Raw genomic sequence first — 18,422 nt, 5'->3', positions numbered from 1 at the left:
GAAGCTGAGTATAGAACCACCATCCATTCAGATCAAGGGTGGCATTATCAACATCGTAAATGGGTAAAAACCTTGAAGAAGAACAAAATTTTTCAAAGTATGTCTAGGAAAGCGACCTGTGCAGATAATGCCGTGATGGAGAACTTCTTTGGCCTTATGAAGCAAGAAATGTATTACGGGGAACCCTTGGTTTCTTATACTGAATTAAAGAAGGATATCGAGAGGTACATCGATTATTACAATCACGAACGCATAAAAGAAAAATTGGCTGGTTTAAGTCCAGTGGAATACCGAACTCAAACCAGCCACACAGTTGCATAATCAAAACTCTAACTTTTGGGGTTCACTACCGAATTGCAAATTGCCTAGCAACTCAATGCTCAATTAATAATGCATGATTATTTTTTTGCAAAACAGAACTATTTAAAGTCAATCTAGATTTCTTATTTAAAAAGTTTCTTTAGAATTTTTCGCCCGACTTTTGAGTTTGGGTAGCGGAATGCCAAATCAAAAGCGGTTGTTTGTTTTAAGACACTTTTTTCATGGGTAAAAGTATCAAAGCTATATTTTCCGTGATATTTTCCTATCCCGCTTGATCCAATGCCGCCGAATGGCAGTTGATTTGTGCCCAGGTGCATGACAGTGTCGTTAATACATCCACCGCCAAACGATATGTTTCTAGTGATCCATTCTTGTTTTCTTTCATTCTCAGAGAAATAATATAGTGCAAGTGGATTTCTTGAATGCTCGATATGATCATAAACCTCTTCAAGTTCCTGATACGTTAAGATTGGTAATATAGGTCCGAAAATTTCATCTTTCATCATTTTGGAATCCCAATCGACGGCATCCATTAATGTAGGGTTCATTAATCGATTATCTCGATCGGATTTCCCACCGTATAAAATATTGCCTTCCTCTAAGTACGCCATTAAGCGATCGAAGTGTCGTTCGTTAACGATTTTGGTAAATTCGTCGCTTTCCATTGGGTTAGGTGAATACATTTTTTCAATTTCTTTTTGTAGGTGCTGGACTAACTTTTCTTTTACGTTTTGATGAACCAGTAGATAATCTGGTGCGACACATGTTTGACCAGCGTTAAGGAATTTACCCCAAACAATCCGACGTGCTGCATATTCCAATTTCGCATCATGATCCACAATACAAGGGCTTTTACCTCCTAATTCAAGTGTGACGGGAATTAATTGCTGGCTTGCTTTCTCCATGACAATTTTTCCTACTGGTACACTTCCCGTAAAGAAAATATAGTCAAATGGCTGATCGAGTAAAGCCTGACTAATCTCCTGATCTCCCTGGATGACGGTAAGGTACTTCTTTTCAAATGTTTCTTCAATCATTTCTTCGATTAACTCACTCGTATAGGGTGTTAATTCAGATGGCTTAATAACCGCGGTATTTCCAGCTGCAATCGCCCCGATAAGTGGTGCGATGGCTAAGTGTAATGGATAGTTCCACGGGCTAATAATTAATACCACACCATATGGTTGTTTATAAATTAGACTTTTTGCCCCTTTATGAGAGGTGGGGGTTTTAACTTTCTTCGGCTGCATCCATTCTCGCAAATGTTTAATGGCATAGTTGATTTCTTGTTGAAGATAACCTAATTCAGTGGTTAACACTTCATAGCTCGATTTATTTAAGTCCTTGTGTAAGGATTCATAAATTCGAGGCTCATAACGTTCTAACATTTGCTTTAATTTTTGGAGCTGGTGGATGCGATAGGTGTATGTCATCGTTTTTCCGGCACGAAATAATGATTTTTGATGTTGAACGATTTCTTGAATTTCCGACATCGAATCACCTCTCTTATTTAATGGCATATGTGAAAAAGTCTTGCGCATACATGACATTTGGAAAGATATCTTTAAGATTTAATAATTCTTCATCTAAATCATTTGATTGATATCTTGATGAAATATGGTTTAGGATTAATTGTTTCACTTCAGCTTTTTGTGCGATTTGAGCGGCTTCTACACTGGTTGAGTGAAAATATTTTTTCGCTAAATCATTATCATCTTCTATAAAGGTTCCTTCATGGACAAACACATCGGCTTGGCGAATGTAAGGAATAATATCTTCAGTCGCGTGTGTGTCACCTAAAATCGCAACTTTACGACCTGGAATGGGTGGACCAGTGACATCATCACGATAAACCACAGTCCCATCAGATAAGGTTATGACTTCATTATTTTTAATATCCTGATAAATGGGGCCAGGTTTTACCCCTAGCGCCTTTAATTTATCTGGCAACAAGTGCCCAATGGATTCTTTTTCTTCAATGATAAAGCCATGCGACGGAACACCATGCTTTAAATTGATGCATTGAATCGATAATTGATCGTCTTCAAATATCATTTCCTGTTCAATAGGTCGAAAAACCACATCATATTGCAGGTGTGTTTGACTGACTTGTAGACTCATTTCAATAAATTCTTTTAGCCCAGTTGGTCCGTAAATTTCAACAGGTTTGGTTCCTTCTTGAAAAGACCGACTACTGAGTAATCCCGGTAACCCAAAGATGTGGTCGCCGTGTGAATGGGTGATAAAAATTTTAGCTATTTTTCTTGGCTTAATGGTTGAGTGTAGGATCTGATGCTGAGTGGCCTCGCCACAGTCAAACAACCAGACTTCATCTCGCTCTTGTAACATCGATAAAGCTAATGATGAAACATTTCGTTTTTTAGAAGGAACACCAGAACCGGTTCCTAAAAATATTAATTCCAACGTTCGTTCCTCCTAACCTTACAGTTCTACCAACCGCGTTCATATTGCTTTGGTCCAGTTAATTCGAATCCAAGTTCATCAGCTATTTGTTTTGGCCAGTATGGGTTGGCTAAGAACGCGCGAGCAACAAAAATCAGATCTGCTCGCTCGTTTTGTATGATTTCTTCTGCTTGAACACCTGTCTTAATTAATCCAACAGCACCTGTTTTAATACCAGCTTCATGTTTAATCGTATCAGCGAATCTAACTTGATAGCCTGGGAAGGTATTAATTTTAGCACGAACAACTCCGCCTGAACTACAGTCAATTAAATCTATGCCTTGCTTTTTCATTTCTTCAGCAAAATAAATAAAGTCAGACATTTGGTTTCCGTCTTCATGGTATTCGGACACTGAAATGCGTACAAAAATAGAGCCATCAAATTCTTGTTGTACGACTTTTATAATTTTTGATAAGAAACGATAGCGGTTTTCACGAGATCCGCCGTACTCATCTGTACGTTTATTGCTTAATGGTGAAAGAAATTCATTGATTAAATAACCGTGTGCCCCGTGGATTTCAACCATGTCAAAATTAGCTTGTTTAGCACGTTTGGCAGCATCGCGAAAGGCCTGTATCGTTTCATGTATATGTTCTTGCGTCATTTCGGTTGGTGTTTTGGCTTTTTCATTAAAAGGAATTGCACTTGGTGCAAAGATTTCTTCTTTTACCCTAGCTTTTCGTCCAGCATGGGCTAACTGAATCCCACTTTTTGCCCCATGCGCATGAATCCGTTCACTGAGATGTGTTAATCCTTCTATATGATCATCTGACCAGATTCCTAAATCCTCTGGTGAAATTCTCCCCTCTGGTTGAACAGCTGAAGCTTCTAATATGACTAATCCTGCTTGTCCAGCTGCGCGGCTTTCATAGTGTGTGATATGAAAGGGGGTCGCCTTACCATCTTGGTCAAAACATGAATACATACACATCGGAGACATGACAATTCGGTTTTTAAGTTCCATTCCGTTAATCGTGATTGGTTCGAATAATTTAACTGCTATTTTGCATTACTCCCTTTTTTACGATTTATTTATTTGCATAATATCTGGTATGTCTGTGAATATACCGTCTGCACCCATTGTGACACATTTTCGCATTAAGCTCACGCGATTGACCGTGTAAACCCGATACGGGATTTGTTCTTCTATCATAAATTTCACCATTTTAGATGATAATAATCGGGATCTAATATGAACAGCATTGGCGCCTATTTCACTTATAAAGTCCTGAATCCTTCTGACTTGAATTTTGGTTAACCAGGCTAATTCAATATCATGATCAAGCTCACGTACACGTTGAATCGTTTGTGGGTTAAAACTAGAGATAACCGTTCGACTAATTAAATCTAAATCATATAGCTGTTCAAGGACCCTTTTTTCAATCGTTGGATATTCAATGACGTTCGTTTTTAATTCTAAGTTTATAAGTAAGTTTTTATCTTTAACCCAATGTAAAAACTCATTTAGCGACATAATCGGTGTATTATAAAAACGCTTGGAAAACCAAAATCCAGCATCAAACTGCTGTAACTCTTCTAACGTATAGTTTTGAACAAACCCTGTCCCATTTGTCGTTCGTCTTATATTTTCATCATGCGTAATAACGGGAATGAGATCCTTAGTTAATTGAACATCTAATTCAATTCCATCAACACCTATTTCATGCGCCATTTCAAAAGCAGGCAATGTATTTTCGGGTGCATATCGGCTTGCTCCGCGATGAGCAAAGATTTGAGTTGAAATCGTGAACACCTCTTTCCATGCTTTATAAGCCCTTTTAATAATAATTAGAGTTAAACGTACTTAAATCCTGTTAATCTGTTATGATTGTGGTGTAAAGATTTTTAAAAGTCAATCATTAATGTTTAAGGTAGGTAGTGTAAAAAGTTCTATGAAAACTGAGTGAAAAGTAAATAATTGGATTTTAGGAAGACTTTAAGCTACCGCCATCGCTCTTGACAAACACGACAATGGTTTGTGTTAAGGATGACAAGGGCGAAGGGGACAAAAAGCAGGCAAGCTAAATAAGCCCTTGATTTTAACCATTTTAAACCATTGTCAAGTTCGGTTTGTCAAGAGTTCGCTTCGCCGAAGGCTAATTAAGGGCTCTGCAAAACAAAAAAGCTAGGCCCCTTGCTGCTCAACCAAGAAATCCTGAGCCATAGATATTAGTTTTGTCCATCTTTCGGGCATATTTGGTAATGCTTCAAGCTCTGGAATGGTAACAGGAACTTGGTTTTCCAGAGATGCATGTGGCCGTAGGAAATTAAAATAAGCAACAAATAAGGTCACGTGTGATACGGATCCCTCTTGGGATCCAAATCCAGTAGTGGCTCTGTAATTTCCTTTGAATGTCCGATTGAGACGTTCGATGATTTGCTTTAACGGTCGATATTCTTTTGACACTGGATCTTCATTGGTTAAACCTATGACTTTGTGAATGTCAAAATAAATCCCGTGTTGGGCAAAAAAGTGTTGGGCCAAAATGTAGATGGGATTGCCATCTACGACAAACATTAAGTCTTCAGGTATCGTATCGAATTTTTGTAGGACTTGATCAAGAGCCTTTATGGCTGAAAATGTATCTCTATTAGGAGATACAGGGTATGACAAAATAATCTTTTTGACAGCATCAAAGAAAAAGAATAGATAATGCCAACGACCTTTGACACGTATGTAAGTCTCGTCACCACAAAAACTATTCGATAGGTCATATGGATAATGATCCACGAAAGGTTTTGTTACTAGCGCTACGCTGTTCATGTAATTCAAAATGGTTTGATGAGTGATTTTAACATTATGAATATCATACAGGATGGCGGCTGTTTTACGGGCTGATAGCCCGTAGTTGACATGATAAGTTAATATAAGTCCTAATGTATGAGTCGATGCGTAAATACGTGAAAGATCCACCTTAGGGGGGGTTAACAGGTGATTCTTTAGATAAAGGCTTAAAATCAAAGTTAAATTTTCGGAAAATGTAACGTACTTTAAATGCCTGTGGATCTTTTTTAAAACGCTCTTTTTCTTCGCTTGTCATGTTTTTGATGTTCTTTTGATAGAAGGAACAAGCGTTATTTCGACATTTGAAAACGTCGAACTCTTTACGGGCCTTAATTTGTTCAAGGGCTTTAAAACAATGAGGACATTTCATCAGAGCTTCTTTTAGAAATCGATTTCGGTTACTAAATGTACAGCTGCATACTTTACATTTGTATTGTCCTCGTTGACCGTTATTGGCGTAGAGATATTCAGATGGTGCTGAACATTTAGGGCAAGTTAAGGTTGTTGGCACCGTAACCACACTATTCTGACGGCGTACAACAGGTTTTAATGGCTTGCCATGTTTTAATTCATAGTTAGTAAGTAAATCTTTATGATTCAGTTTCTCAAGTGTTTCAATAATGGGCATGTCATCAACTTGAAATTTGCGATAGGGTTTGTTGACAGGCTCATCATATTGAGCTCTAGCCACTGATTTTCCTAGCACAATACCAAGTAAAACTACAATAAGTTTTTCTTGGTACTTGATATATTGAAGTAAATAAGCAATAATTTGAGGTAACAACTTGTCACATCCTTTACTAGGTTTTTGAGTGTGTGGTTACCTCATTAATAACCTAAAGTCAGGGGGGTGGCAAGTTTTTTTGTATTTAAACGCATAAAATCAACAAAAACGTAAGTTTTTACTTAAGAAATTTTGACAATACGTTAAGGTAAAAGGGGGAGCTTGTACGATGAAATGGCAGACTAAAGATCAGTTAAAAGAATTGTTATGTAACTTATTGCAATATGAAAGTATTTCAGGACAAAAAGATGAGCGAGCCATTATCGAATACATATATCATTTGTTGAAGTCCGAGCAGTATTTTCAAGAACATCCACACCATTTACAAACAGACCCCTTAGAAGATGGACGACAATTATTAACCGCTTTAGTTAAGAAAAATACGAACACAAAAAAGACAATTATTTTACTCAGTCATATTGATGTCGTTGATATAGAAGACTATGGCTCGTTTAAAAATTTAGCCTTCCATCCTTTAGAGTTAACCGAAGAACTTACCGAGCAAAAAGATTTATTACCTCAAGAAGTACAAGATGATTTAAAGACAGGCGATTGGTTGTTTGGTCGTGGCTCCATGGACATGAAGGCTGGTACCACGTTGCATTTATCGATGTTAGAACGAGCAATGAACGATGAATGGGATGGAAATATTTTATTATTAGCTGTACCCGATGAAGAGGTTAATTCTGCTGGTATGATAAAGGCTATCTCGACACTAAATCGTATTCAAGAAGAAGAGGGTTTAGAATATACGCTCTGTTTAAACAGTGAGCCAATGTTCCGACAATACCCGAATGATAACAATATCTATATGTATACAGGATCACTCGGAAAAATTCTCCCGGGTTTCTTATGCTACGGAAAGGAAACACATGTGGGTGAGCCATTTCACGGGTTAAATGCGAATTTAATGATTAGTTATTTAAATACCCATTTAGAACTTAATGAAACGTTAATGGAAAAAGTGGGAGATGAAGTAACGCCACCGCCCATTAGTTTAATGAACCGTGACTTAAAAGACCATTACTCTGTACAAACGCCTGTGACAGCCGTTTCGATGTATAATGTTCTAATGATGGAACAGTCCGTTCATGAGATTTCTAAAAAACTTATTCGCATTATGGAAAAAACGAAGGATCAAATTGAAGACCATATGCGGAGGCAGGCTAGTTATTTTTCTAAGGCTATTGGGGAGGAAAAAGACTTTGCTAAGTTTAACGTGTCGATATTAGATTATGATTCTTTATATCAAGAAGCGGTAAAACGGCACGGAGAGGATGAAGTAGAGAGGCGTTTAAATTTATTATTTCATGAGAGAGAGCAAGGAGACCGTGATTTCAGTACATTATTAGTCCAAGATTTAGCGTACTTGTGTAAGGATTTAGCACCGATGATGGTGCTGTTTTATAGTCCGCCGTTTTATCCAGCTGTATCAAGTCGGTCAGACGCGATTGTGACAGATCTCTGTGATCATGTGACGCAATACATGAAGGATAAATATCAGTTAAACGCTAAGACGATGAATTATTTTAATGGTATTTCAGACTTAAGCTTTATCGGTCATGACCCACACAAATACGACAATATTAAGGAGCTTAGCCGTCATATGCCGTTTGAACAAATCGGCTCATCATTTTTAGATAGTTTAAAAACTGATTTAGAGGTCCCATCCGCTAATATCGGTCCACTTGGAAAGGATGCTCACCAATGGACGGAACGATTGGAGATGAATTTTTCATTCGGTCAGCTACCAGATATTCTTAGTGATGCGCTACACTATGCCTTCAACTATTCCGATTTATCTTAATGTTAAAAACGAATTTTTGTAGTATAATAAAAATGAATCACTATTCAGTTGCAGCTTGGAGGCATACAAATGACAAAACAGAATATACACCAAATTACGTTACCCACTCCTTATGCCGTAGGAGACGTTCATGTTTATGTCGTTAAAGGAGAGACTGTCACATTAATTGATGCTGGCGTTAATACTAAAGAAGCATGGGACATTTTTTGTGATGAGTTAAAGAATATTGATTTAAAACCGGAAGATATAGATCAAGTGGTCTTAACCCACCATCACCCGGATCATATTGGTTTTATTGGTAAGCTAGATCATGTCAATCGTGTTTACGGCCATGAATTAACGCAGTTATGGTTGACGCGTGATGAATCATACTTTGAACATTACCTTAATTTTTTCAATAAACTTTACGACCAATGGGGAGTACCAGAGCAATATCAGCACATTGAGAAAACGGTAAAACAATCATTCAAATTTACAACGACTAGTGAGCTAACACATGTCTTAACAGAGGGTGATAAAATACCCGGATTAGAATCGTTTATCACACTTGAAACACCAGGTCATGCAGAAAGTCACTTATCGTTCTACAATCCAGAAACTCAAGCGTTGTTGGCAGGTGATTTCTTATTGAAGCATATATCATCTAACCCGTTATTGGAGCCGCCTGTTAAGCCTGGATCAGAACGACCAAAGCCATTATTACACTACCGAGATTCAATGAGAAAGGTATTAGATTATCAATTTTCTAATATATACCCTGGGCACGGTGAGATTTTTACAGGTCACGAGCCACTAATAAAAGAACGCTTGGTTAAACAGGAAAAGCGGGCACATAAGGTATTAGATTTTATCCAAAAAGGACCTGCAACACCTTTTGAGATCTGTCAATTTTTATTTCCAAAACATTATCAATCGCAATTCGGCTTGACGATGTCCGAAACTGTTGGGCAATTGGATTATTTGATTGATACTGGTCAAATTACAGAAGTGATTGACCATGGTCATAGTCGGTTTATCGCAAACCACGCCGTAACAAACAATTGAATCAATTATACTTCGAGAGCACCTTAATTCATTGACTAATTAGGGTGCTTTTTTGATAGGGGATGGTGACATTGGATATCAAATTTAGGGTGGCAAGAGAACAAGATTTGGATCGGATTGTAGAGATGCTTGCGGATGATGAGTTAGGACGTAAGCGAGAACGTTTTGAGAAACCTCTTCCAGAAAGCTATCAAAAGGCATTCCAAGCCATTTCAGATGATCCTAATAACGAACTTATTGTAGCTTGTATGGGAAATAAAGTCATTGGGGTACAGCAATTGACATTTATCCCCTATATCACACATCAAGGTGGCTGGAGAGCCACAATCGAAGGAGTCAGAACGTCAACTACTGAACGTGGTCAAGGTATTGGAACCCTAATGATTGAATGGGCTATTCAGCGCGCGAAAGAAAGAGGCTGTCATTTGATTCAATTGACGACAGATAAGCAGCGACCAGATGCTTTGCGTTTTTATGAACAATTAGGGTTTAAAGCAACGCATGAAGGGTTAAAGATGAAGCTAGTGTAGAACGATGGACCAAGTATGTGATTAATAACCACTACAATAATGAAAAATGGAGGTTAATTTGTGGGTGAGATAGAAAAGCAGTATCTTTCGATGGTTATTCAACAATTTAAACACTTTAAACATCGAGCTGAACTTGGCATTCAGCAATTATCAAAAGAGGAATTGCACTGGAAACCCAATAATGAATCCAATAACATCGCCATAATCATTCAACACATTAGTGGAAATATGTACTCAAGATGGGTGGATTTTTTGACAACAGATGGAGAAAAAGCATACAGAGACAGAGACTATGAATTTGTTGATCAACATCTTACAAAGGAACAATTGATGCAAAAGTGGGAAGCTGGTTGGCGGTTACTTTTTAATACTTTAGAGAACCTTAAAGAAGAAGATTTACATAAGACTGTATTACTTAGGAATAAGCCTATAACCGTTCTTAAAGCCATTCAAACTGAAGTCGCGCATATCAGCTATCACTTAGGCCAAATCTTGTATATTGGAAAGCAAATAAAAGATAAGGAATGGGATATATTAAGTATTCCTTAGACCGATTTTTAAAAGCTCTGTAAAGGAGAATATAAGAAGATGAAAAGCTGGAAAGGGTTGAAGAAAAAAACGAGGATATATTTGGTCTGTTTGTTACTTCTTTTAATAGCCAGCTGCAACTTAGAAACAAAAACCCTTCCAGATTTTTATCAGAAACAATTAAGCAATGTGACTAAAATTGAAATTGTTGACGGGAATACAGGCTATCAAAAATCCATTACTAACCCTCAAACCATAGATGACTTTCTGAATAATATCAAAGATGTAAAGTTCATACCAGATAAAAATCAAGAAAAACGGGATGGCTTTAATTACTCGATTAGCCTTTATCAAGATGGGAATAAAACTTTTTCATTCTCATTAATCCAAGTAAATGGTAATTATTATCACACTGAACCAGATATATTACCTATTGTAGACCAATTTTATAAAAACTTAGATAATAAATATGATTAAAGAAGGAGGGAATTAAACTGTCACTGATCAAAGTCATATGGGAGAACATAGAACAATTTGGTTGTGAGCATTTTATACTAAAATATACCGAGAAAGAAATGATTGCTAAAGGTACAATAATTTCTTTAGAGAATCATAACCCGCATATCGTTAACTATCAAGTGCATTTAGACCAAAGTTGGATTACTAAGAAATTAGAAATAAAATCTGATGAAAATGAACCTCTCGAAATACACTCTGACGGGAATGGTCATTGGTTCAATAGGGAAGGGAATCAGCTAGGTAATCTATCTGGTTCGGTAGACATTGATATTTCTGCTACACCTTTTTCTAATTCTTTACCAATTAATAGATTTGACTGGAATCCTAATCAAAGAAGGGATTTTAATATGGTATATGTATCTGTTCCAACTTTAGAGTTAAAGAAGGTTCCACAAAGCTATACATATATTGAGCGAGATGGGGAAACTAGAGTCTTTTTATATCAATGTTATGATTTTAAGTCCTACATTTATGTCGATGATAATGGTTTGATTTTAAACTATCCGGAACTATTTAAAAGAAAGTATTAATTTAAAATATAATTTTGGATCAGGACTTTGAGAAATAGAATTGAAATGATTGGAAGGGGTAAGGTCCCATGGTTCCACAGAGAATAAGCCTGGTCACAATAGGCTGTATTGATTTACCAAGCCTACGCCAATTTTATAATGATTTAGGTTGGCAAGAAACGAATCACGGATATGTTGATTACGCCGTTTTTAAAACTGCAGGCGTTTTATTATCACTGTATTCAGTTGAAAAATTGGCCAATGATTCAGGTTTAGAGGTTCAAACAACAGAAAATGTGTTTAAAGGCGTGACGTTAGCAATTAATGTGGATAAGCCAGAACAAGTTAATTCGACGATTGAACAGGTTAAAATTGTTGGGGGAAGAATATTAAGCGAACCAAATGATGCTTTTGGGGGAGGACGATCTGCTTCATTTGCTGATCCTGAAAATAATATTTGGGAAGTTGTTTATAATCCAGATTCGACTTTCGATGAGAGAGGATCTATGCTTACGATTTAAATGAAGGAGGGATTAAAATTGAAATTGTATCGAGTCATTATTCCTGTTTCTGATATCGAAAAAGCGACTGAGTTTTATAATCAAGTGTTAGAGCTGAATGGGAAAAGAGTTTCAACCGGAAGACACTATTTTAACTGTGAAGGCACTATTTTAGCTTGTTTTGATCCGATCGCAGATGGTGATTACTTTGAATCTCAACCAAACCCTGATCATGTTTATCTTTCTGTTTCAAATCTTGAAAAAGTATATTCTGTCATAAAAGAATTGGATCCATCACTTTTACAAAAATCTATAAAAACACAACCATGGGGTGAAAGATCATTTTATGCTAAGGATCCTTTCGGCAACCCCATTTGTTTTGTTGACGAGAAGACTGTATTTTTAGGCTGAAGTGGTTACCTTATTGCATTTGAATCGCTTTCCTTGCTAGTTGATCAGCGTGCTTATTTTGTGAACTTGGAATCCACTTGATAAAAAAGTGTGGAAATGCACCTGATTTTTCTTGTATCTCTTCTAAGTATGGCTGGAACGTTTTATTTTTTGTATATTCATTTTCAATCACATCCACCACGATTTGAGAATCGGACCGAAAAGATAATATTTCATCCGGAAATGATTCTTGACATATTTCTAATGCCTTAATAACGGCTTTGAATTCTGCTTCATGGTTTGATTGTGTTCCTAACGGAAAAGAATATTCATGGTTTACGCCTTTTGTTTTGATATATATTCCAGCACCGCTTAAGCCAGGATTTCCCTTTGATGCACCATCTGTATAAACTTCAATCAACCTTTTTCACTCCTTCAAAGTTTTTGTCATTAATATATTATACATCATTATTATGACCATTTAGCTGCGGAAAAAATTGCACTTTGCTTTTATAATAAATGCGTGTTAATTTGATTAAGCACAATCTAATCATTTTAGTCAAATTCTAATAGTTATTCCTGCACCTGATAGATAGAGAGAAAAGGGAGGGTATAACAATGCGAATGAATCAATTTTTCGCTTACGGATTTGTAATTTTTGGCGCTTCTTTTTGGGGAGTGACAGGATTATTTGTTCAAAACTTATATGGTTTTGGACTAACACCGTGGCAAGTCGTGACCATACGACTAGCCATTTCTAGTCTAATCTTATTTGTCATGTTATTTATTCTTGCTAGAAAATATTTGAAAATCAAGTTGAAACATCTACCGTTTTTTATTGGCCTTGGTGTAATGAGTATAGCTCTATTTAATTGGTGTTACTTTGAAGTGATGGAAAGATCATCGCTATCCGTTGCTGTTATTTTTGTTTACACATCACCAGTTTTTGCAGCTATCATAGCTAAGGTCTTATATAATGAGAAGTTAACACGCCAAAAAATAATGGCTATATGCCTTACGGTTTTAGGATGTGGACTTGTCATTGGATTATTACCATTTGGAGGCGTACCACTATCAATAGAGACAATCGTTTTTGGTTTATTTGCTGGATTATTCTGTTGTTCATATAGCATTATCGGAAAATATGTCAGCAGATTTTATCATCCATTAACGATTACCATGTACTCTATGATTTGTGGTAGTTTGTTTATGGTTCCAACAAGTTCCATTTGGACGCAAAAAGAAGCTTTTATGAATAGTGATGTTTGGGTAAATATTTTAGGAATATCCATTATTTCAACGGTAATTGCCTACATTTTATATACGATGGGGTTATCTTATATTGAATCGAGTAAAGCCACCATCTTATCATCGGCTGAGATAGTCGTTGCAACATTGGTTGGTGTCCTTATATTTAACGAAGGAATAACCAGCTGGCAATTAGTCGGATTTATACTGGTTTTCTCATCATTATTTTTGACCGTTTTTTCTTTCCCGAGAAAAGTGGTCAAGCGAAGGATTTACCAATTTTTATTTCACACGTGAATTCAGATTGAATTCACGTGTTTTTTATAAGAAATTTTGATTTCAGGATTTGTTTTTGGAATATTATGTTAATATATACATAAGAAGAAGGAGAAGCTAATTTGGATGAACGTAGGAGAGTTCTCAATAGGAGTGATTAACGATTACAAAAATTTGTTTAGTTAGGCATGGTGAGACTGATTGGAATGCTAGTGGTAGGGTCCAAGGAAGAACCGATATACCTTTGAATAAAAATGGCGCCTTTCAGGCAAAGGAATGTGGGGAATATTTAAAAACATACCAATGGGATGTCATCATAACAAGCCCATTACAAAGAGCCAAACAAACAATCAAGTTTCTCATCTTTCTCAAAGGTCCTAACCTTAAAGTTGGTGTTCCTTGGCTCACTACACAATAGGATACTTTTTTATTTTGTGTTTACTTAAACTCCATCCAATTGTCTTTCAAAAGCTAAGTCACTCTATAACTCAAAAGGGAATAAGTTAAATTTTTTGATTTATTTCATTCATTCCCTTATTATTAATAAAGTAGGTTGGCTGTTATCTTGATTGCATTCTATTAATTTATATATTTTTGTTTCCTCTTTCCCTTCTATGTCAAGTGATTTGCAAGTCACTGTACTTGTTCCACCGCTACTATACTTGTCTCTTGAAAAGTCTAATTTTGATATAAATGCCTCTCCATTATAATTTACATCATGTAGTATCGGGTCGCCTTCATCGGTATAATTAACAATTCTTATTTTATCTTCCTTATCGTTTTTGACATTATCTATAAAATTTTGGAATGCTACTATATTTGTTACTTTTCCGTATTCATTGACTATATCATCTTTATCGGGAGAGTATCCACACCCTGAAACAACAAGTGTAAATAACAACAAAATCCATATAACTTTTTTCATTGCCGCTCCCCCTTAACTGTAAAGTCTAATCAACCAAAGAGCTTCAATCGTAAATTGCGTATCACTATTAGGGTAAATGCTTTTCCACATTCCATCATCGTCTTGTCTAGCTTTTAATTCTTCCAAATACATTTTGACAACTTGATTTTCTGTTGAAAGCCCGGCATTGTACCATAACATTAAAGGCCATACTAATTCCATAACATCGAACCAATCTTTATGCTTGTTTTCTAGAAAAAATTTTTTTGAAGCTTCCATGTGTTTTTCAAATTTTCCTCGATCACCGATAGTGAAGCTTAACGCTCCCATAGCATGTGTCGCATGAATGTATCCAGGGAGTTCTCCATTAGGTAACCTGTGTTTATAAACCCAATTTTTACCCTTTAAAACCTTTTCGTCATTGGTATATCCAATTGATGCTAGAGAAGCCAGGTTATTGGCTGTTTCCCATAAATCAACATCTAGATTATTAGGTAAATTCCATTCCGGCGGGGAATCTTTTAATTGGTTTGGATCCTCTCCCCATCTTCCATCGTGCTGCTGGTTTTCCCAAAGGTATTGGACGGTATTGTTAACCTCATCTCGATGTTCTAGGTTCCAAAAGATGAGTCTCATCAATGTGACTGAGGTTGTTCCCATATTAGATAAATCACTGGGCATTTCTTTACTGCGCCAACCTCCATCAGGGTTTTGTTTTTTTGACCAATCTTCTGGTAGAGTAGCTTCAGGGTTATCAAACTTTTCAGCAGCCCATCTCTCTATCGGCGTTCCATTGTTCATAACATAATCTAATGCGTTATCGGTTAACTTCTGCATTTTGTTATACTCCTTTTAAATATAATTTCAGTAGATTATATTGAATCTTCTAAATTTTAAGGGTATTGTAACATATTTTGTATTGAAATAATGCTTGCTTTGGAATATTACGTAATTTTATATTTTTTCTACCTGTACAAGATCACGAAAGTTAATCCATTCAATCTCTCCTGAATGTTGTTTTATTTTGATTCGTTTAGTTTGAGAATCCATTTTTTGGATGATTCCCGTTAAATTTTGATTGTCATAAGGGTCAAACAATGTCAATTTAACAGGGATTTGTTCATTCATAGCTTCATGTATTTGTTGCTCTAAGCATTCAACTTCCTGTTCATCGAAGCGTGGTTTTTCTTTACGAATAATCTCTTTCTGATGTTGTCGTAGTAATTCTTTATGTTCAGGCAACATCATGCGGCTTGATTCCCACATTAAATTATGTCCGTGTGTTAGTTTATTGGTTTTCATGCTGATCCTCCTTTATTTATAGTGTCCACCTATTTTCTTAGCACGATCAAAGACTTGCCCGGCTTCGTGTAATGAAGAAGCACGGACGATAGCGGTTTGCCCAAATTTCAAACGAATATCATCCATCGCTTGACTTAATTGATCCTTTTTAACAGATGGATCAAATAAGCTGAGCTGATAAACGTCAGCTGATTGTAGCTGAGAGAGTGTGACCCCAACACTTCGAACCGGTAATCCATCCCAATGCTTATTTAGAAGCTTTAAAGTGGCGTGAAATATATCCATGCCGTAGTTGGTCGGTGATGTGAGCTTAATTTGACGGTGAAATCCGGTCGGTTGGTCAAAGTTAGCACCACGAACCCCGAGTGATACGGTATGCCCGCGATAATGTTTACCACGTGCTCGTTTAGCGACTTCTTCACTGAGCTCTAATAGCACGATTTTGATATCTTCTAGTGACTCATAATCCCTTGGGAGCGTCATGTGGTGTCCGACGGCTTTTTGGGCATTATGTGTGTTGGTCGTGACAGGGGAGTAGTCAATCCCATTCGCAGTATTAGATAGTACTTCGCCATTGATTCCCCAGCGTTTTTTCAGATATTGTAGCGGATAGTTCGCCAATTCGCCAATCGTCTGAATACCCATTCGTTGCAGATGACGTTCCATGCGTCCGCCGACACCAAACATTTTTCCAACCGGGAGCTTCCACATGGTTTCTTGCATATTGTCGTGTGATAAGTAAAATATGCCATCTTCATTTTTCTTAGCAAAGGCGTCACAAGCAATTTTGGCTAAAATTTTGTTAGGTCCGATGCCAACACGCGCGTAAACCCCTAATTCTTCCTGGATTTCGCCTTGAACTTTTTTCGCTACGGCATACATGTCACCAAATAAGCGCTCAGTTCCGGTTAGATCCATAAATTGCTCATCCACGGAGAACACTTCTGTTTGATCGGTAAATCGTTCTAAAATTTGTGTGATTTGATATGATATATCGATATACAGCTTCATTCGTGGACGGACAATGACAAGTTCCGGGCATTTTTGTTTCGCTTCCCATAGTGCTTCAGCTGTTTTAACGCCGTATTGTTTAGCGATAGGGCAAGCCGCTAGAATAATCCCGCTTCTTCGTTCCGGATCTCCAGCGACGACGACAGGCTGATCTTTAAGCTTTGGATTAGCTGATTTTTCGATGGAAGCATAAAAGGATTGCATATCGACTAAAAAAATAACTTTATTCATAGGTATCCCTCTTCATAGAACTTATGTTCGTATTTCTTATTATATGCAAACAGGTGTTCTTTTATCAATGGGAATTTATGTTATTTAGCCGTTGTATTAAATTTGTGACACTAATTGGAAGTTGAAAGCAGATAATCCAGATTCGAGGATGAAGAATCCAGACTCAGGAGTAAGTAATCCAGACTAAGTGCCAAAGAATCGAGAAACCATTACCATTAATCCAGAAAATTTTCCTTCTGTATGAAAAATCCGTTACCCCCTGAAATAGGGTAACGGATCAATTTTGTTATTCACGATGGTTGTCATAAACATTCGCTTTCGTTAACTGCTTCAATTGTTGATATACATCATCTGAAAGGTCAGATTTTTCATAGGCTTTGACGTTTTCAAGTACTTGTTTAGGCTTGCTAGCCCCTAGAACGAGACTGCTAAGAGCAGGGTGTTTAAGCGCATAGCCGATCGCTAAGGACTGTGGTGAGACGCCAGATTCATTAGCTAAATCCTGTAAGGAGGTCACAACGTGTTTTAGTTGTGCTACGTCATAATCTAAAAATCCTTTTTGTCCTTTTTTATCCCATTGAGATTGCCCACGCTCGGTTAACATGCCTTTACCTAATGATCCACGAGCTACTACACCAACCTGATGATTGGATAATAAGTCTAACACCTCTTCTTCAGGCCGGCGGTCAATCAGGCTGTACTGCATCATGACACTTGCGATATTAGATTTCTCTAAAAAGGTTTTAATCACATTAGGACGGATGGATGAAATCCCGTAAGAACGAATGAGACCTTCTTGCTTTAGTTCCTCAAATAATTCGATCACTTCATCGGTCGGATCTTCAATCGTTCCGCCATGGAGCTGATACAAATCAATGTCATCTAACCCAAGGCGGAGGAGACTGTTTTTAAACGCTTCCTTTAAGTAAGCTTTAGAAGGATCCCAATACCATCCCTCTTGACCAGCTTCGAAATGGTTACCGCCTTTGGTTGCGATAATGACTTTGTCGCGCTTTCCTTTAATCGCCTGACCGACGATTTTTTCATTTTCACCAAAGTCGTATAAATCAGCTGTATCGAGGTAATTAATACCTTGGTCAATCGCTGTTTCAACAATGTTTTCTGCTTGCTTAGCATTGGTGCCCAAGCTCATACAGCCTAAGCTAATTTCTGAAACGTGCAGATCAGAATGGCCTAACTGCCGTTTTTTGATCATGTCAAACTCACTCCTTCTACTGCTATTTTAAATATAAGAAACAACGAAAAACA

At 37.0% G+C, this 18,422-nt stretch carries 20 protein-coding genes and 2 pseudogenes; 11 read left to right on the top strand and 11 right to left on the bottom strand.

Translation table 11 applies throughout. The features are described from left to right. Positions 1–321: IS3 family transposase (locus tag BLP77_RS10965; RefSeq protein WP_143001429.1), on the top strand; the 321-nt coding region annotated here is incomplete at its 5' end. A 122-nt stretch (positions 322–443) separates the two neighbouring features. On the opposite strand, the gene BLP77_RS10960 is transcribed toward BLP77_RS10965, so the two are convergent. The 5 genes and pseudogenes from BLP77_RS10960 to BLP77_RS10940 all read right to left on the bottom strand — a co-directional run bounded on the left by BLP77_RS10960 (position 444) and on the right by BLP77_RS10940 (position 6,354). Further along, entirely contained in the window at positions 444–1,814 is a 1,371-nt protein-coding gene (locus tag BLP77_RS10960; protein WP_093857167.1) for an aldehyde dehydrogenase, read from the bottom strand. A 13-nt stretch (positions 1,815–1,827) separates the two neighbouring features. Continuing rightward, positions 1,828–2,745 carry a ribonuclease Z gene (rnz, locus tag BLP77_RS10955; protein ID WP_093857166.1) on the bottom strand — a complete coding sequence of 306 codons (918 nt, stop codon included), beginning with the start codon at positions 2,743–2,745 and terminating at the stop codon, positions 1,828–1,830. 26 nt (positions 2,746–2,771) lie between these two features. Further along, on the bottom strand, positions 2,772–3,788 hold the full coding sequence (gene namA, locus BLP77_RS10950; RefSeq protein ID WP_093857165.1) for an NADPH dehydrogenase NamA: 1,017 nt from the start codon (positions 3,786–3,788) through the stop codon (positions 2,772–2,774). A gap of 18 nt (positions 3,789–3,806) precedes the next feature. Then, positions 3,807–4,538, bottom strand: coding sequence for a glycerophosphodiester phosphodiesterase (locus BLP77_RS10945; protein ID WP_245686860.1), 732 nt, complete (start codon positions 4,536–4,538; stop codon positions 3,807–3,809). A 372-nt stretch (positions 4,539–4,910) separates the two neighbouring features. Further along, positions 4,911–6,354: pseudogene (locus BLP77_RS10940) on the bottom strand (IS6 family transposase). A gap of 169 nt (positions 6,355–6,523) precedes the next feature. Between BLP77_RS10940 and BLP77_RS10935 the strand changes: the two are divergent. The 8 genes from BLP77_RS10935 to BLP77_RS10900 all read left to right on the top strand — a co-directional run bounded on the left by BLP77_RS10935 (position 6,524) and on the right by BLP77_RS10900 (position 12,202). Next, positions 6,524–8,161 carry a M20/M25/M40 family metallo-hydrolase gene (locus BLP77_RS10935; protein WP_093857164.1) on the top strand — a complete coding sequence of 546 codons (1,638 nt, stop codon included), beginning with the start codon at positions 6,524–6,526 and terminating at the stop codon, positions 8,159–8,161. A 69-nt stretch (positions 8,162–8,230) separates the two neighbouring features. Then, a complete protein-coding gene (locus tag BLP77_RS10930; RefSeq protein ID WP_093857163.1) occupies positions 8,231–9,205 on the top strand; it encodes an MBL fold metallo-hydrolase in 975 nt (324 codons plus the stop codon). Between the two features lie 62 nt (positions 9,206–9,267). Beyond that, the gene (locus tag BLP77_RS10925; protein ID WP_371859589.1) at positions 9,268–9,735 is read left to right on the top strand and encodes a GNAT family N-acetyltransferase; all 468 of its coding nucleotides are present in this window, start codon (positions 9,268–9,270) and stop codon (positions 9,733–9,735) included. A gap of 60 nt (positions 9,736–9,795) precedes the next feature. Beyond that, positions 9,796–10,284, top strand: coding sequence for a DUF1572 family protein (locus BLP77_RS10920; RefSeq protein WP_093857161.1), 489 nt, complete (start codon positions 9,796–9,798; stop codon positions 10,282–10,284). A gap of 39 nt (positions 10,285–10,323) precedes the next feature. Further along, on the top strand, positions 10,324–10,740 hold the full coding sequence (locus BLP77_RS10915) for a hypothetical protein (protein ID WP_093857160.1): 417 nt from the start codon (positions 10,324–10,326) through the stop codon (positions 10,738–10,740). 11 nt (positions 10,741–10,751) lie between these two features. Beyond that, entirely contained in the window at positions 10,752–11,312 is a 561-nt protein-coding gene (locus BLP77_RS10910) for a putative glycolipid-binding domain-containing protein (RefSeq protein WP_093857159.1), read from the top strand. A gap of 68 nt (positions 11,313–11,380) precedes the next feature. After that, positions 11,381–11,812, top strand: coding sequence for a VOC family protein (locus BLP77_RS10905; RefSeq protein ID WP_093857158.1), 432 nt, complete (start codon positions 11,381–11,383; stop codon positions 11,810–11,812). A gap of 18 nt (positions 11,813–11,830) precedes the next feature. Beyond that, positions 11,831–12,202, top strand: a complete 372-nt coding sequence (locus BLP77_RS10900) for a VOC family protein (protein ID WP_176753048.1) — start codon at positions 11,831–11,833, stop codon at positions 12,200–12,202. A gap of 10 nt (positions 12,203–12,212) precedes the next feature. On the opposite strand, the gene BLP77_RS10895 is transcribed toward BLP77_RS10900, so the two are convergent. Further along, positions 12,213–12,602: a ribonuclease HI family protein gene (locus BLP77_RS10895; protein ID WP_093857156.1), complete on the bottom strand. Its 390-nt coding sequence runs from the start codon at positions 12,600–12,602 to the stop codon at positions 12,213–12,215. 197 nt (positions 12,603–12,799) lie between these two features. Here BLP77_RS10895 and BLP77_RS10890 point away from each other — a divergent pair, with 197 nt between their 5' ends. Then, positions 12,800–13,726 carry a DMT family transporter gene (locus tag BLP77_RS10890; RefSeq protein WP_245686859.1) on the top strand — a complete coding sequence of 309 codons (927 nt, stop codon included), beginning with the start codon at positions 12,800–12,802 and terminating at the stop codon, positions 13,724–13,726. A 142-nt stretch (positions 13,727–13,868) separates the two neighbouring features. Then, positions 13,869–14,066 (top strand): annotated as a pseudogene (locus tag BLP77_RS10885) (histidine phosphatase family protein); the annotation flags it as partial. Positions 14,067–14,231: 165 nt separating this feature from the next. Here BLP77_RS10885 and BLP77_RS10880 read toward each other — a convergent pair. From BLP77_RS10880 to BLP77_RS10860, 5 genes are all read right to left on the bottom strand, one after another. Further along, the gene (locus BLP77_RS10880) at positions 14,232–14,630 is read right to left on the bottom strand and encodes a DUF4362 domain-containing protein (protein ID WP_093857153.1); all 399 of its coding nucleotides are present in this window, start codon (positions 14,628–14,630) and stop codon (positions 14,232–14,234) included. 12 nt (positions 14,631–14,642) lie between these two features. Continuing rightward, positions 14,643–15,446 (bottom strand): prenyltransferase/squalene oxidase repeat-containing protein, encoded by an 804-nt coding sequence (locus BLP77_RS10875; protein ID WP_093857152.1) that lies wholly within the window; start codon positions 15,444–15,446, stop codon positions 14,643–14,645. Between the two features lie 117 nt (positions 15,447–15,563). Then, on the bottom strand, positions 15,564–15,911 hold the full coding sequence (locus tag BLP77_RS10870; RefSeq protein ID WP_093857151.1) for a YolD-like family protein: 348 nt from the start codon (positions 15,909–15,911) through the stop codon (positions 15,564–15,566). A 12-nt stretch (positions 15,912–15,923) separates the two neighbouring features. Then, complete coding sequence (locus BLP77_RS10865; RefSeq protein WP_093857150.1) at positions 15,924–17,153, bottom strand: DNA polymerase IV; 1,230 nt, start codon at positions 17,151–17,153, stop codon at positions 15,924–15,926. Positions 17,154–17,439: 286 nt separating this feature from the next. Next, positions 17,440–18,366: an aldo/keto reductase gene (locus tag BLP77_RS10860; RefSeq protein WP_093857181.1), complete on the bottom strand. Its 927-nt coding sequence runs from the start codon at positions 18,364–18,366 to the stop codon at positions 17,440–17,442. Positions 18,367–18,422 lie beyond the last annotated feature (56 nt).

It is taken from the genome of Tenuibacillus multivorans (assembly GCF_900103915.1).
Taxonomy (GTDB): domain Bacteria; phylum Bacillota; class Bacilli; order Bacillales; family Alkalibacillaceae; genus Tenuibacillus; species Tenuibacillus multivorans.
This window is presented reverse-complemented; position numbering and strand designations above follow the sequence as displayed.